Annotated in this window: 11 protein-coding genes; 8 read left to right on the top strand and 3 right to left on the bottom strand. The window is 71.5% G+C overall.

The window, feature by feature from the left end; all coding sequences use genetic code 11:
* Positions 1-30: 30 nt before the first annotated feature.
* Both ACZ4S3_RS02730 and ACZ4S3_RS02725 read right to left on the bottom strand, forming a co-directional pair.
* Positions 31-1,290, bottom strand: coding sequence for a DUF6114 domain-containing protein (locus ACZ4S3_RS02730; protein WP_467924858.1), 1,260 nt, complete (start codon positions 1,288-1,290; stop codon positions 31-33).
* Between the two features lie 18 nt (positions 1,291-1,308).
* Positions 1,309-1,929 carry a DUF6230 family protein gene (locus ACZ4S3_RS02725; RefSeq protein ID WP_467924855.1) on the bottom strand — a complete coding sequence of 207 codons (621 nt, stop codon included), beginning with the start codon at positions 1,927-1,929 and terminating at the stop codon, positions 1,309-1,311.
* Between the two features lie 100 nt (positions 1,930-2,029).
* Here ACZ4S3_RS02725 and ACZ4S3_RS02720 point away from each other — a divergent pair, with 100 nt between their 5' ends.
* Together ACZ4S3_RS02720 and ACZ4S3_RS02715 are read left to right on the top strand one after the other, a co-directional pair.
* Positions 2,030-3,037 (top strand): oxygenase MpaB family protein, encoded by a 1,008-nt coding sequence (locus ACZ4S3_RS02720; protein ID WP_467924853.1) that lies wholly within the window; start codon positions 2,030-2,032, stop codon positions 3,035-3,037.
* Between the two features lie 4 nt (positions 3,038-3,041).
* Entirely contained in the window at positions 3,042-3,893 is an 852-nt protein-coding gene (locus tag ACZ4S3_RS02715) for an oxygenase MpaB family protein (protein ID WP_467924851.1), read from the top strand.
* A 107-nt stretch (positions 3,894-4,000) separates the two neighbouring features.
* On the opposite strand, the gene ACZ4S3_RS02710 is transcribed toward ACZ4S3_RS02715, so the two are convergent.
* On the bottom strand, positions 4,001-5,500 hold the full coding sequence (locus ACZ4S3_RS02710) for a M1 family metallopeptidase (RefSeq protein WP_467924849.1): 1,500 nt from the start codon (positions 5,498-5,500) through the stop codon (positions 4,001-4,003).
* A gap of 176 nt (positions 5,501-5,676) precedes the next feature.
* Here ACZ4S3_RS02710 and ACZ4S3_RS02705 point away from each other — a divergent pair, with 176 nt between their 5' ends.
* The 6 genes from ACZ4S3_RS02705 to ACZ4S3_RS02680 all read left to right on the top strand — a co-directional run bounded on the left by ACZ4S3_RS02705 (position 5,677) and on the right by ACZ4S3_RS02680 (position 15,771).
* The gene (locus tag ACZ4S3_RS02705) at positions 5,677-7,650 is read left to right on the top strand and encodes a Xaa-Pro dipeptidyl-peptidase (protein ID WP_467924847.1); all 1,974 of its coding nucleotides are present in this window, start codon (positions 5,677-5,679) and stop codon (positions 7,648-7,650) included.
* Between the two features lie 73 nt (positions 7,651-7,723).
* Positions 7,724-9,070, top strand: coding sequence for a M14 family metallopeptidase (locus ACZ4S3_RS02700; RefSeq protein WP_467924843.1), 1,347 nt, complete (start codon positions 7,724-7,726; stop codon positions 9,068-9,070).
* Between the two features lie 80 nt (positions 9,071-9,150).
* A complete protein-coding gene (locus tag ACZ4S3_RS02695) occupies positions 9,151-10,962 on the top strand; it encodes a BCCT family transporter (protein ID WP_467925226.1) in 1,812 nt (603 codons plus the stop codon).
* Positions 10,963-11,371: 409 nt separating this feature from the next.
* Positions 11,372-11,911 carry a TrmH family RNA methyltransferase gene (locus tag ACZ4S3_RS02690; RefSeq protein ID WP_467924840.1) on the top strand — a complete coding sequence of 180 codons (540 nt, stop codon included), beginning with the start codon at positions 11,372-11,374 and terminating at the stop codon, positions 11,909-11,911.
* Positions 11,912-12,077: 166 nt separating this feature from the next.
* Positions 12,078-14,066 carry an FUSC family protein gene (locus ACZ4S3_RS02685; protein WP_467925224.1) on the top strand — a complete coding sequence of 663 codons (1,989 nt, stop codon included), beginning with the start codon at positions 12,078-12,080 and terminating at the stop codon, positions 14,064-14,066.
* A 256-nt stretch (positions 14,067-14,322) separates the two neighbouring features.
* On the top strand, positions 14,323-15,771 hold the full coding sequence (locus tag ACZ4S3_RS02680) for an SDR family NAD(P)-dependent oxidoreductase (RefSeq protein WP_467925222.1): 1,449 nt from the start codon (positions 14,323-14,325) through the stop codon (positions 15,769-15,771).
* The last annotated feature ends 17 nt before the right edge of the window (positions 15,772-15,788 follow it).

Here is a 15,788-nt window from a genome sequence, read left to right as displayed (position 1 = left end):
AGTCGTCGTGTGCCTGACGTGTGTGCGCCTTCAGTGGCTGCCGAGGACCGTGTAGCGCACCTCGGCGGCATCGACGAGGACCTGGCCCGCGGTGACCGGTTCCATGGTCAGTTCGGGGAGCTGGACGGCGATGGGGAGGTTGGCCGGGACGATGTCCGCGCCGATGCAGATCTGGGGGGTGTTGACCTTCAGGCCGGGGATCTCGAGGGAGCCCTTGAGGTAGGTGGCGTAGACATCGACGTTCCTGATGTCCAGCTGGACGTCGAGCAGGTGCTTTGTGCCCTCGGGGCCGTACACCTCGAAGTGGTAGTTGTCGGCGACGATCCGCGAGGCATGCACCCACAGGACCTTGATCCGGCCGCCGCCCACGGTGGGGAGGTAGGTGGCGCCGTGGATGATCGCGTCGGTGGCGGCGAGCCGGGTGGCGTTCACGGTGGGGTGGTACGGGCTGACGGGGTAGGTCGCGCGGCCCGGTCCCGGCTGGTCACCGATGACCAGCGGGGGCTTGAGCGCGGTGAGGTCGTCGGGGGCACCGACCCTGCCCGGCTGCGCGGTGGCGGTGGGGCGGCCGCCTCCGGAGGGCGGCGGGCCGGTGGGGTCGGGGGTGCCTGCGCCGCCGGTGTCCACCCCGGCGAGGCAGGGGAGGGAGACCCGGGCCGCGGCGTCCCGGGGGTCGCCGCCGGCCGGGCGGGCGGCCGCCGAAGGGGCGGCCGTGATCAGCCAGGACGTCAGGGCGAGCGGCAGCGTCAGAGCGAGGGCGGATGTGCCCGGCACACGCCGGACCGTCCGGCCCTCACGCGCTTTTGGGCGGGCGGTCACCGCCTCCGTGCCGCCCGCGGTACGTCGGTCCGCGGCGACCGCGGCCGGCCGATGCGGCAGCCAGCCGAAGGCCATCGACGAGCCGAGCAGGCCCAGCCCGCAGCCGATGCCGAAGCCGCCGAGATTGGTGGCGGCGAGCGAGACGAGCGAGGCGATGGCGGTGACGACCGAGACGAACATCCGCTGTGCGGGGGCGAAAACGAAGAAGAGGCCGCCCGCGATGAGGACCAGGCCGACGCCGATGGCGGACATCGCGCCGATGCCGACCTTGAGCATCAGCGGCAGCGGCGCCAGCGGCAGAAAGATCATCTCGAGACCGCCGGCCACCGCCCACACTCCCGCCCAGAACGGGCGTCGGCGCCGCCAGGACCGCAGCGGCCGGCGCAGCCCGGGGGCGGGCAGGACGCGATCGAGCCAGCTGCCGGTCTCCTTGGCGAGCTCGGCGAGAAAGCCGAGAACGAACGTGATCACAAGTCGCTCCCCTCCCGGCTAGTAGCACTCTTTGCCGGTGCTGCTCAGCTCGATCTCGACCTTGTCGAGGGTGAGCGAGCCACCGTTCGAGGCCCAGGCCGTGCTGCGCACATCACGGGCCAGCGCGGTGTCGGCCTGGACGCCGAAGAGCCCCGGCGGACCGCTGACTCCGGGAGCCGCCTGGAGAGTTGACGCGTCCCGGCCCGCCTGCACCCCGGTCACCCTGCCCCCGCTGCTGGTCAGCGCGTCGGCGTTGACGACGAGGTTCTCGCCCTTGATGGCCCGCTCGCCGCCCGACCGTACGAGCAGCGACACCTCGCCGACCAGCGGCAGCTTCTGCTTCATCGACAGGCAGACCCCTTTCGCCGTACCGGACTTGATGCCGGCGAGCAGTACGGCGTGGCCCTTGCCGTCCTTGCTGCCGAGCGACGACGGGAAGCTGGAGATGCCCTGGCCGGTGATCTCGTCGGCGGAGACCTTGAAGTTCTTGCCGGAGACGGCGAAGGACGCGGCCATCGCGCCCTGGGCCAGGGCGATGACGACCGCACCCACACAGGCGACGCACGGCACCAGCATCACGGCGGTCCGCTTCCAGTGGGTGCGTCCCTCGGGGCTCAACTCACGTGCACTCGCGGCCATTTCGGGGTCCTCCCGATGGGGTGAGTCAATGTTACAAAGACTATTGACTTGTTTCACAAGCCGCGTCAACACTGCTGACACGGATTCATGAGGAGGCCGCATGAGCACCGCACGAGGCCGTATGAGTACCGCACGCGGCCGGATGAACACCGCAGCCGCGGCCGGCACCCCGCCCGAACTTCCCGAACTCCCCGAACCTCCCGAACCGTCCGGAGCGGCATCCGGGCCGGCCTCGCAGCTAAGGGCACCCCGCCGCGGCGGGGTGGCCTGGCGCCATTTCGGCGACACCCGCGCCTTTCTGACGTCCCCGCAGCTTCTGCTGCTCCAGGTCGCCCACCCCGTGGTCGGCGCCGGCGTCGAGGACCACTCGGACTTCCGCGCCGAACCCTGGCAGCGGCTGATCCGTACCGTCGGCTCGCTCGGCACCGTCATTTACGGAGGCCAGGCCGCCGCCACGGCCGAGGCCCGGCGGCTGCTCGATGTCCACCGGGAGATGAAGGGCACCGACGCACAGGGCCGCCGCTATCACGCGCTGCACCCCGAGGCGTACCACTGGGTGCACGCCACACTCGTCCGCGGTCCGGTCGATGCCCTGCGGCTCTTCGGAAAGGGGCTCACGCCGGAGCAAACGGAGGACTACTACCGCGAGATGCGGGACGTCGGACGTGTCTGGGGGCTGAAGGATCACCATCTGCCGCCCGACTGGGCGTCGTTCTGCGCCTACTACGACGACATGGTCGCGGAGCGGCTGGCGATGAACCCCGCCGTCCGGGACGTCCTGGACGAGCTGGCCCATCCGCAGAAGCCGCCGGTGTGGTGGGTGCCCGCCCCGGTGTGGCGGCCGTTCGCCGCGGTCGCCGCGCACTATGCGCTGCTGGTCACCATCGGCGTACTGCCGCCCGTACTACGCGAGCGCCTGGGCCTGACCTGGACGGAACGGCAAGAGCGGCGGCTGCGGCGGTTCGCCCGGCTGGTGCGCGGTCTGATGGCGCTGGTGCCGCCGCCGCTGCGGATCGCCCCGGCCATGTTCCTGGCGTACTGGCACACCCACCGGCCCGGCACCGATCCCCGCACCCGCCGCCCCCTGGGGGAGTCGTATGATGATTAACGGTATGAAATCAGCGAGAAACGACCCGATACCCCCGGCGCCCGGAGGCGTCCTCTGGTCACTGGTCGGGGACATCCGCATGCTGCTGACCCTGCCCGCCGCGCTGACGATGCAGGTCGCGCATCCCGCGGTGGGCGCGGGCGTCGACGACCACTCCGTATTCCGTACGGACCCCTGGGGGCGCGGCGAGCGCTCGCTGACCTCCCTGCAGCTGTGGGTGTACGGCGGCGAGGAGGCCGTCGAGGAGGGGCGCCGGCTGCGGCAGCTGCACAAGGCCATCCAGGGCACCGATGCGCATGGCCGGAAGTACCACGCGCTCAGCCCGTCCTCCTACGCCTGGGTGCACGCCACCGGCTACCCCGTCTTCCGGCACGCGCAGCGCTATCTCGGCCGCCCCTTCACCGAAGAGCAGGAGCGGCAGCTGTACGCGGAGTGGCTCCAGGTGGGCCGGATCCTGGGCATCCACGACCGCGATATGCCCCAGACGATCGAGGAGTTCTGGCCGTACTACCGCAAGGTCCTCGACAACGATCTCGAACAGACCGTCGTGGTGCGGGAGTTGGTCGCGACGGACCGGACCTGGCCGGTCCCCGACCGCGGGGCGCGCCGGCTGCGGTGGCTGCTCCGGCCGGCCTGGCCGTGGCTCGGCCCGCGCTTCGCCCGGCTCCGGCGCTTCCTCACCATCGGGCTGATGCCTCCCGAGGCCCGCCGTGCCCTCGGCCTGGAGTGGACCGATGCGCAGGAGCGCCGGCTGCGCCGCTTCGGACGGGTGGTGCGCGCCGTGGTCCCGGTGCTTCCGGAGCGGCTGCGCTATATGCCCATCGCCCGGCGGGCCCGGCGGGCGGCACGCCGCTGACACGGCGGGGGAGCCGGGGCGTGACACCCCGGCTCCCCCTCACTCCGCCCTCACTCAGCCCTGACTCGGTGCCCGTGCATCTCGGCCCGGTGCCCGAAGGCCTCGCCTCAGTGCCCGTGCGCCTCGTGCACATGGTTCGTGGCCGCGATCGACTTCCACGACTTCGGCTGCGCCACCGGCGCCTTCCGCGCGGATATCGTGACGCCCCGATCCGCCCCCGCGGCCGGCTTCGCGGCCTGGAACAGCCAGGTGTCGAAGAAGCCGGCGAGCTTCTTCCCGGACTTCTTCTCCGCGAACTTCACGAAGTCGGCCACCGAACCGTTGCCGTACCTGTTCTCGGTCGGCCAGGCCTTCAGGATCTTGAAGAAGACCTTGTCGCCGACCTTGTTGCGCAGCGCCTGAATGGCCAGCGCGCCCCGGTCGTAGACCGCGATGTCGAACTGGTTCGCCGCGCCGGGGTCGCCGGGCTTGACCTTCCAGAACGGGTCGTCGGCCGGGTGCTGCGCGTAGACATAGTCCGCGAGCTCCTGCGTGGTGCCCTCGCCCTCCTTCTCCGACCACAGCCACTGGGCGTAGCGGGCGAAGCCCTCGTGGACCCAGATGTCCTTCCAGTCCTTGAGGGACACGCTGTCGCCGTACCACTGGTGCGCCAGCTCATGGACGACCACGGAGACGTTGGCGCCGTTGTCGAACACCTTCTTGCCGTAGAACGGGCGGGTCTGGGTCTCCAGCGCGTACCCGGCCGGCACGTTCGGCACATACCCGCCCAGCGCATTGAAGGGGTACCGGCCGAAGAGGCCCTCCTCCCACTCCACGACCTCGGCGGTGCGCTCGATGCTGGCCTTTGCCGCGCCCTCGTTGCTGCCCAGGTCCTTGCTGACGGCGTTGATGACCGGCAGGCCGTTTGCGGTGGTGTCCTTGGTGATGTCGAACTTGCCGACCGCGAGCGTGGTCAGATACGTCGACTGCGGTTTGTCCGAGCGCCAGTTGTAGCGGGTCCAGCCGAGCTTGGAGGTCTCGGACAGCAGCACGCCGTTGCTCAGCGCCTGGGTGCCGTCCGGGACCGCCACCGAGATGTCGTACGTCGCCTTGTCGGTGGGGTGGTCGTTGCTCGGGTACCACCACACGGCGGCGTCCGGCTCCTGCGCGATCACCCCGCCGTCGGGCGTCCGGGCCCAGGCGCTGAAGCCGTCGATCTTCAGCTCCGAGGGCTTGCCCGCATAGCGCACCACGACGCTGATCTGCTTGCCCTTCTCCAGCGGCGCGGCCGGCGTGACCTCCAGCTCATGCTTACCGGACGTGGTGTAGGCGGCCTTCTTGCCGTTGACCCGGATCTCGCTGACCTTGAGGCCGAAGTCCAGGTTGAAACGGGAGAGATCCTGGGTCGTCGTGGCGAGCAGCGTCGCCGTCCCCTCCAGCAGATCCGTCTTCGGCTGGTACTTCAGCCGCAGGTCGTAGTGGGAGACGTCGTATCCGCTGTTGCCGCTCTCGGGGTAGTAGCTGTCGCCCACCCCCGGAGCTCCCGGGTGAAAACTGGCCGCGGATGCCGGGATCGCCAGCAGCAGGCTGAGCACGGCCGCACCCGGGACGATAAGTCTGTGACGCACGAGTCCTCCAAGTCGGTGGGGAGAGGGATCTCTTGGGCCCTGTGTACGGACCCTATGTACTCATCGTGGTCAACGTCATGTCCATGGCGTCATCCGACACATGACCGACATCTCGCCGTCATGGACCTCTGACGGCCCCCTTCTGCACCGGAGTTGACCCGCGCTACGGTCCGCCCGTGACGATACGTGCGCGGGTTTCCCGCATCCCCTGGAAGGCGCTCGTACTGGCGGCCACCGTCGCCCTGTTGTCGGTGCTGATCGCTCCGAACGGCGCGGGTGCGACCCCCGCGTCCGGTGAGAGCAGACCCGTGTACTCCTACGACCACGCGATACGCGAATCGGTCTGGGTGGACACGCGGCTGGACGGCGACGCGGACGGGAGGACCGACCGGGTCGCCGTCGACATCGTGCGGCCGTCCGAGCCCGCCCGGCAGGGCCGCCGCATACCGGTGATCATGGACGCCAGTCCGTATTACTCCTGCTGCGGCCGCGGTAACGAGAGCCAGAAGAAGACCTACGACGACCAGGGCCGGCCGGTCCAGTTCCCGCTTTTCTATGACAACTACTTTGTGCCGCGCGGCTATGCGACGGTCCTGGTCGACCTCGCGGGCACCAACCGCTCGGACGGCTGCATCGACGTCGGCGGCCGCTCCGATATCCAGTCGGCGAAAGCCGTGGTCGACTGGCTGGGCGGCAGAGGACGCGCCTATTCAGCCCGTACGGGAGGTAAACCCGTCACCGCCGGCTGGTCCAACGGCAGCACCGGAATGATCGGCAAGAGCTGGGACGCCACCATCGCCAACGGCGTCGCGGCCACCGGCGTCAAGGGCCTGAAGACCATCGTCCCGATATCCGGTATCTCCTCCTGGTACGACTACTACTTCGCCAAGGGTGCCCCGCTCTACGACTCGGGTCCCGACGGGCTCGCGGACGCGGTCGACAGCCCCGACGCGCACAAACGGTGCGCCGCCGTACAGAAGAAGCTCGTCGACGGCGCGCCGCGGACCGGCGACTGGACCGGCCTGTGGACCGAGCGGGACTACGTCCCCGACGCGGGCAAGGTCCGCGCCAGCGTCTTCATGGTGCACGGCATGCAGGACCTCAATGTCCGCACCCGGCACGCCGGCCGCTGGTGGGACGCGCTCGCCCGGCACGGCGTCGAGCGCAAGGTGTGGCTGTCCCAGACCGGCCATGTCGATCCCTTCGACTACCGGCGCGGCGCCTGGGTCACGACCCTGCACCACTGGTTCGACCACTATCTGATGGGCTACGACAACGGCATCGAGCGCACACCGATGGCCGATATCGAGCGGTCGCCCGGCACCTGGTCCACCGATCCGCAGTGGCCCGCCCCCGGCACCGCGGCCACCACCGTGCGGCCCCGTAACGCAACCGCGCCGGGCGCCGGCGTCCTGGGCACCGAACCCGCACCGCACGGCGCGACCGCGGCCTTCACCGACGACCCGAAGCGGAGCGAGGCCGACTGGGCGGCGGACATCGACCGCTCCACGCCGGACAAGGCCGGGTTCACCACGGCGCCGCTGAAGGCACCCCTGCGGCTGTCCGGTTCCGGCAAGGTGACCGTCACCGCCACCCCGAGCACCTCGACCGCGCATCTGAGCGCCGTCCTGGTGGACCTCGGCCCGGACACCATCCGCAATTACGGCGCCGACGGCGAGGGCATCACCACCCTCACCCGGCGCACCTGCTGGGGCGCCGGCACCACGGGCGACACCGGCTGCTTCAAGGAGACCGCCGCCGACACCCAGAAGGTGGCACACACCGTCTTCAGCCGCGGCTGGGCCGACCTCGGCAACTACGCGAACGACCGCAAGGGCCGCCCGCTCACCCCGGGCAAGCCGTACACCATCACCCTGGACCTGGCCGCGAGCGATCACATCGTGCCCGCCGGCCACCGGCTCGCGCTGATCGTCGCCGGGACGGACGCGGGCCTGATCGACCCGCCGTCGTCCAGGCCGCAGCTCACCCTCGATCTGAGCCGTACCGGCGCCGAACTGCCGCTGGTCGGCGGCGCCCCGGCGTTCGCCCGCGCCACGGCGGGCACCGCGCGTCCGACGGTCACGGCGGGCACACCGCTCGACGGGATCGCCCCGCCGCGCTCCATCAGCCGCCGGCCGTCCGCGGGCTGACCCGGCCGGGGCCGCCCCGACCGGCGGGGCGGCCCCCTTCCCGCACGTCCTCGAGCCAAGGGAGGCACCCCTCGTGAGACCCCGCTCCCGCAGCTTCACCCTCGGTGCGCTGGCCGTCGGTCTGACGGCCACGCTCGCCGCGACCCTGCCCGCCGGACCGGCCGGCGCGGCCGGACCGCACACCCCCCGTACGGGCTTCGAGACCAGCCACGGCGCCCGGTGGACCAGCCAGACCGAGGAACAGGCCTTCCTCACCGCCGTCGACCGCGCCACGCCCCGGGTACGGATCGACCGCATCGGCGCCACCGAACAGGGCCGCCCCGTGCAGCTCGTACGGATCGGCGCCCCGGCCCCCGAGCGCCCCGAGGACGTCCGACGCGGGGCGTCCGTCCTCTTCATCTGCTCCCAGCACGGCGACGAACCCGCCGGCCGTGAGGCGTGCCTGACCACCATCCGCGACCTCGCCTACGCCAAGGACCCGGCGACCCGGCGGTTCCTCGCGCACACCAGCGTGCTGGTCGTACCGACCGCCAACCCCGACGGCCGGGCGGCGGACACCCGCGGCAACGCCGAAGGGACGGACATCAACCGCGACCACCTCGCCCTGCGGACCCCCGAGGCCCGTGCGATGGCCTCCGTGATCCGCGACTACCGCCCCGACACCATCTACGACCTGCACGAATACGGCCCCACCGTCCCGTATTACATGAAGGACCTGCTGTCCCTGTGGCCGCGCAATCTCAACACGGCGGACGCGGTGCACCGCGAGGCGACGGCCCTGTCCAAGGACTTCGTCGAACCCGCCGTCCAGAAGGAGGGCTTCACCACGGGGGTGTACGGCATCTGGACCGACCCGGAGACGGGTGAGCCCGTCAAGCAGGTGGCGGGAGACGGCCAGGAACGGATTCTGCGCAACATCGCGGGCGTGAAGGGCTCGGTCGGACTGCTCGTCGAAACCCGGGTCGATGCCCTCACCGACGCGGAGAAGGCCGACCCCGCGCTCAACAACCGACGCCGGGTGACCTCCCAACGTGCCGCCCTGAAAGGGGCGTTCACCTTCCTCGACCGGCATCGCCCGCGCATCGAGGCGGCCACCACCGCGGCGCGGCTCGCCGGATACGCCGACCGCGGACCGGTCTATCTCGGTGGCGCGGACAACGAACCCGCCACCGGTGAACAGATCCTGGCCGATCCGCCCTGCGCCTACCTGCTCGGCGCAGCACAGTTCGACCACGTCAAGGCGGAACTGGCACTGCACGGGGTGCGGTGGCGGCCGGACGGCGCGGGCGGCGCCGTCGTACCGCTCCGTCAGCCGATGCGCCGTCTCATCCCGCTGCTATTGGACCGGCGGGCCGGTTATCACCTTACGGTCGCGACGCCGGTGCGGTACTGCGGCGATGTGGTAGGGGGTAACAGGTAAGGAAAATATGTCCAATTGAAAGGTCAACAGTGTCGGACACAGTCAAGGAGAAGGGTGTGGGGGGTGGCCCGCCACCGGTGATGGAGCTGCCCGACGACCCGCACCGGACGGCGCCCCCACAGACCGACCGCGTGGTCTTCGGTGTCACCGCCCTGCTCACCCTGGCGTTCATCGCCTGGGGAGCGGGGTCCACCGAATCGCTCAAGAACGTCTCGACGTCGATGCTGAACTGGGTGATCGACAACGGCGGATGGGCCTTTGTGCTCGCCGCCTCCGGCTTCGTCATCTTCGCCATCTGGCTGGCCGTCAGCAAGTACGGCCGGATCACGCTCGGCAAGGAGGGGGAGGAGCCGGAGTTCCGCACGGTGTCCTGGGTCGCGATGATGTTCAGCGCGGGCATGGGCATCGGCCTGATGTTCTACGGCGTCAGCGAGCCGCTGGGGCACTTCACCACTCCGCCCCCGGGCACCGCCCCCAAGGACGCCGCCCAGGCGATGGACACGGCGCTGGCCACCACGCTGTTCCACTGGACGCTGCACCCCTGGGCCATCTACGCGGTCGTGGGCTTGGCCATCGCGTACAGCTGCTTCCGGCGGGGGAGGCGGCAGACGATCAGCGCGGTGTTCACCCCACTCATCGGCGAGCGGCGGGCGAACGGCTGGGGCGGCCGGATCATCGACATCCTGGCCATCTTCGCCACCCTCTTCGGCTCCGCGGCCTCGCTGGGCCTGGGCGCCCTGCAGATCGGCAGCGGCATCAAGGTGCTGGGCTGGATGGACAGCGTCAGCACCACTCTGCTGGTCGTCATCATCACCGTACTGACCGTCGCCTTCATCCTGTCCGCGGTCTCCGGCATCGCCAAGGGCGTCCAGATGCTGTCCAACATCAACATGGTGCTGGCGCTGATCCTGGCGGTCTTTGTCTTCGTCGTCGGACCGACCATCCTCATCCTCAACCTGGTGCCGACCTCCATCGGCTCCTTCATCGGCGAGCTTCCGCAGCTGGCGGGCCGCACGGAGGCCAGCAGCGGCAGCGAGGTGGGCGGCTGGCTGCGCAGCTGGACGGTCTTCTACTGGGCGTGGTGGATCTCCTGGACGCCCTTCGTGGGCATGTTCATCGCCCGGATCAGCCGCGGCCGGACGATCCGTCAGTTCATCGGCGGCGTCATCCTCGTGCCGAGCGTGGTCAGCCTGATCTGGTTCGCGATCTTCGGTGGCTCGGCCATGAAGCTGCAGCACTCCAAGCAGCTCAACGGATCGACCACCTCCGAGGGCCAGCTTTTCGACGTGCTGCACCAGTACCCGGTCGCGACCGTCACCAGCATCCTGGTGATGATCCTGGTCGGCATCTTCTTCGTCTCCGGCGCCGATGCCGCCTCCATCGTCATGGGCACCCTCTCGCAGAAGGGAACCTTCGAGCCGACCCGCCTGGTGGTGGTGTTCTGGGGCGTGGTGACCGGTGCGGTCGCCGCGATCATGCTGCTGATCGGCGGTGGCTCGGGCGATGCGCTGACCGGATTGCAGAACCTGACGATCCTGGTCGCGGTGCCGTTCATGGTCGTGATGCTCGCCATGTGCTGGGCGCTGATGCGGGATCTGCGCAGCGATCCGCTGATCGTGCGGGGGCAGAAGGGCGAGGAGGCCGTCGGGATGGCCGTGATCGCGGGCCATGAGCAGTACGACGGCGACTTCGAGATCCGGATCGGGCCGGTGAACGGCGGGGTGAGCGGCGAGGTGAGCGCCGAGGCGGTGGCCGAGGCCTCCGCGGACGCCGGTCCCGCGGACGCCGGTCCCGCGGGTGCCGGTCCCGCGGGTGCCGGTCCCGCGGGTGCCGGTCCCGCGGGTGTCGAGTCCGGGGACGCTCGGCCCAGCGGTAAGACTTCCGAGCGGTAGCAGTTCCGAGGAGTAACAGTTCCGGGCGGTATGGGGTCCGGGCGGTAAGAGCGCGGAGGGCGGGGGATACCGGCCCTCCGCGGTCGCTCAGCGAGGCTGCGCTGCCTCTCGTACCGGCGTGACCACAAAAAGGGAGGACGGGGCGGCAGCGGCGGCCTAGCATGAGGCGGCCGCGCGCCGACCGGGCGACGGCAGGGACAACGATGGCTCGGGCGCGCCGCGAAGCGCCCTGATCGATGCGACAGTTGTTGATGAAGCGGTTGTTGATGAAGCGGCTGTTGACGAAGCAGTTGCTGACGCGACAGGTGTCGGCGCCGCAGTTGCTGACGATGCAGACGGTGACGAGGACGTTGCCGATGAGGCGCCGGACCATGACGCCGAGGTTCCGGGGGGCCGCCTCCGCCGGGCGATGAGCGGGCGTACGCGGGGGACCGCGCCCGCCATCCGTATGCGTACCCGCGGCGAACTCCGGCGGTCCCGGCGGCCACGCGCCCACTCGTGCTGGGACCACCTCTACGCCGCGCCGCTCTGGCCGTTGCACGGGGCCAACCTCGGCACGCTGTTGCGGACCTGCGATGCGGTCGGTGCCTGTCTGACCGTGCCGCGCTTCTCCTGGGTGCCCGAGGCGCTGGAACGTGGCAATACGCTCCGGCGGCCCGCATGTGTGCACTGGACGGGAGACCCGACGGGCTGGCTGGAGCGGCAGCGTGAGCGCGGGCTGCGGGTGGTGGGCGTGGAACTCGCCGAAGAGGCGGTGCGGCTGGCGGATCTGCCCGCGGCGCGGGAGCCGACGGTGATGGTGCTGGGACACGAGCAGCACGGCATTCCGCCCGAGGCCCTGCCGCTGCTGGACGAGGTGGTGGAGATTCCGATGGTGGGGACCGGGGCCAGTCTCAATGTGGCGGTGGCCGGGTCCCTGGTCCTCTACAAGCTGGCCGGGCTCTTGTGAGTCGCGTGGGGCCCCCGCCCCGCCTGGCCCCCGCCTGGCCCCCGCCCGGCCCGGCCCGGTCCGCGGCCGGTCACGCTGACGTGATCTTGGCGTAACTCTCCGGCCGTCACCAGGACAAACCCCGACCTTAGGCTGGTAGCAGCACCGTCGGCCGATGAGGAAGCCCATGCCCCGCGCCCTGCGCGCCCTGCCTGCCTGGCTCGCCCACCCCCTGCGCTGGCAGCGGCTGCCCGTGCCGTGGGCGGCCGTCACCCGCGGCGCCCTGTGCGCGGGGCCGCTGCTCGGCGCGGGCATCGCCACCGGCCATCTGCCGGCCGGCGTGCTGGCCGGGCTCGGGTCGATGCTGGCCGGCGTCAACGACCGCCCCGGCACCCGCCGCACCGGCATCGTCCACATCGGACTGCCCGCCCTCGCCTCGGCGCTCGGCATGCTGTTGGGCGCCACGCTCCAAGCGGCCGACGCGGGCTGGTGGATCGTTCCGGCGCTGTTCGCGGTCGGCTTTGTCTCCGGCGCGGGCAGCGTCGCCGGGCCCGTCCGCTCCACCGCCGGTATGCAGATGCTCGCCACCACCATCCTGGGCGCCGGCATGCCGCTGCCCGGGACGCCGCCGGAAAAGGCCCTCTACGTCCTGGCAGGCTGCCTGTGGCTGCTCCTGCTGCGCCTCGTACTGCGCTCGCCGCGCCCCGCGGGCGGCGCGCTCAGCGGCGAGCGCGCCGCCGTAGCCACCGTCTTCGACGCGCTCGCCGACTCCCTCGCCGCGGCCGGCGGCCCCGGCGCCGAACCCGCCAGACGCCGCCTGACCGCCGCCCTGGACCGCGCCGACGAGGCCCTGCGGCTGCGCCGCCTGACCAGCAGGCTGCTGCGCCGGCCCGCCCGCAGGGAAGAGCTCCTGCTCGCTGAGCGGTTCGCCGCGGCGACGGCCCTGTGCGAGGCCAGCGTCGCGCTCCTCTGGGAGGCCCGCCCGCTGCCGGCCCGCGTCGCCCAGAGCCCCCGGCGGTTCGCCGACGCCCTGCGGACCGGGCAGCCACCGGGGCGGCTGTCCGCGCCGGAGTCCAGCTCGGCGGCGCGCGGGGCCTTCGACCGTGCCCTGCTCGACGCGGCGGTCGCGTTCGCCCGCTCGGAGCCGCTGTCGCCGCCTCGAGCGCCGATGCCGGGCGGCCCCGAGTGGTCGTCGATGGCCCGGCGGGCGCTCGGTGTCATCAGCCGGCGGACCCGCCGCGGGCGCAGCCTCCTTGGCCCCGCCGGGCGGGACTACGGCCTGCGGGTCGCCCTGTGCATCGCGGCCAGCGCCGCCGTGGCCCTGCTGCTGCGCGCCGATCACTGGTACTGGCTCCCGGTGACCGCCACCTTCCTGGTCAAGCCGGACCTGGGGCCGCTGTTCTCCCGTACCGTCAACCGCTTCGCCGGGACCGTCGCGGGTGTGCTGGTCTTCGCCGGAGCGGGGCTGCTGCTCGCCGGGACCGGGTCGTGGTGGCCCGCGCTGGTGGCCGGTGCGGGCGGCGCGCTTCTGCCGTTCGCCACCCGGCACTTCGCGCTGCAGACCGTGGCGATCACCCTCATGGTGCTGTCGTTCGTCCACCTCGGCGGCGATCCCCAGGCCGCCCCCGAGCGGATCGCCGATACATCCATCGCCTGCGGCATCGTCCTCGTCGTCGGACATCTGCCCCGGCTCGCGGACCCCCGCCGCCGGGTCGGCCAGCGGGTCACCGCGGCGCTGCGTGCCACCGAACGCTTCCTGCGGCATGTCCTGGAATCCGAACCCGGACAGCACCTCACCGAGCGGCTGGCGCTGCGCCGGGCCGCCTACCGGGCGCTGGGCGAGGCCCGTGCGGCGGCCGAGACCGCCGCGGCCGAACTCCTCGCCTCCCGCGACCGCAACCCCGACTGGCTGACCGCCGTCACCGCGGCCGAACGCATCGTGGACGCCGCTACCGCCTGCGCCGTACGCCTCGACCACGGCGCCCGCCGCCCGAGCCCCGAAGAAGCCGAGCGCCTGTGCCAGGCGCTGTCCGCCATGGCCGACACGGTCGAGGACCCGCGCCACCGGGCCACCGGCACCCCGGCCCCCGAGCTGTGGACCGACCCGGACTGCGCCACGCTGACGGATGTCGCAGCTGAGCTGGAGCGTCTGCGGGGGTATGCGGGGACGGCGTAGCGCCGGGCATCGGGGGCGGGCCGGGTGTGGCCGGACGTGGTCGCGGCCCGCTGGGCGATGCCGACGCGGTGGCTCACTGCGGCGAGCCCCGCTTCCGCCAGGTCAGGTCGCATAGGGTGATCATTGGTCAAGGGGAGACACTGCGTAACGGGGGATGGGAATGCGGACCGAGGTGGACTCAGGGCACGCGGCGGGGGCCGCCGGGCACGGCGCCGCGGAGAAAGGGGCCGCGGCAGACCGGGCCGCGGAGGACGTGGTGGTCACCGAGGACGAACTCGCCGCCTTCGACCGGACGATCGCCCGGCTGCGTGCGCTGCCCGTCGGCGACCCCAGGCGGGTGCGGGCGGAGCGGGCCGCCGGCACATTCGTACGCGATACCCGGATGATCCGGCGCAAGGCGCACAAGCGGGAGCAGGCCGCGGCCGACGCGGCCGTGCTGGCCGCGACCGCGACCGGTTCCCCGGAGCGCCGCGAGGACACCGCCCTCGGTCAACAGATCGGCCAAGGAGGGGAGTTGCAGCGGCCCCGGCGCTGTTATGTCTGCAAAGCGCTCTACCGGCGGGTCGATTCCTTCTACCACCTGCTCTGTCCCGCCTGCGCCGCCGACAACGCCGCACGCCGCGAGCTCCGTACGGATCTGACCGGGCGCCGGGTGCTGCTCACCGGCGGCCGGGTCAAGATCGGATTCCAGCTGGCGCTGATGATGCTGCGCGATGGCGCGGAGCTGCTGGTCACCAGCCGTTTCCCACGGGACACCCGGCGCCGGTTCGGGGCCGCGCCGGGCAGCGCGGACTGGCTCCACCGGCTGACCGTCGTCGGCATCGACCTGTGCGACCCCCGCCAGGTGCTCGGACTGTGCCAGGGACTGCGGGAGGAAGGCCGCCCCCTGGACATCCTCGTCAACAATGCGGCGCAGACGATACGCCGGCCGCCCGAGTCGTATGCGCTGCTCGCGGCGGGGGAGCGGGGAGAACTGCCGGAGGGGGTGCGGCTCGCCCCTGGCTTCCGTACCGACCTCGCCCTGACGGGCCGTCAGCACGCGGATGTCCTGAGGCTGGCGCAGGCCGCCACCCCTCAGCCCCTCTCCGCACCTCCGCCGGCGCCTCCGCCCGTACCGCTGCCCGAACCCCTGCCCCTGTCCGTGCACGTACCTGCGCCTGTCACGATGACCGGCCGAAGCGGGCTCGCCGTCGACGAGGCCGGGCTGTTGCCCGACACCGCGCCCGCCAACTCCTGGACGGCCCGCATCGGGGACCTCGACCCCGCCGAGCTGCTGGAAACCCAACTGGTCAACGCCCTCGCGCCCACTCTCCTCTGCGACCGTCTGCTGCCCCTGCTGCTCGCCTCGCCACACCCCCGCCGCTATGTGGTGAATGTAAGCGCCGTCGAGGGGCGCTTCGCCGTCCACAAGAAGACCGGCCGCCATCCCCACACCAACATGGCCAAGGCCGCCCTGAACATGCTCACCCGCACCAGCGGCCCCGAACTGGCGGCCCACGGCATTCATATGTGCAGCGTCGACACCGGCTGGATCACCGACGAGAACCCGCTGCCCATCAAGGAACACAGCGCCAGGGCCGGATTCCGTACGCCCCTGGACATCGTCGACGGCGCGGCCCGCGTCTACGACCCGATAGTGCGCGGCGAGGCGGGCGACCCGGTCTCCGGCGTCTTCCTCAAGGACTACCGGGAAGCCGACTGGTGACGCCGCATGGCGGCAGC

This window comes from Streptomyces sp. NPDC028368 (assembly GCF_055565615.1).
Note: the sequence above shows the minus strand (reverse complement) of the source record. Positions and strands in the feature narration are given on the sequence as shown.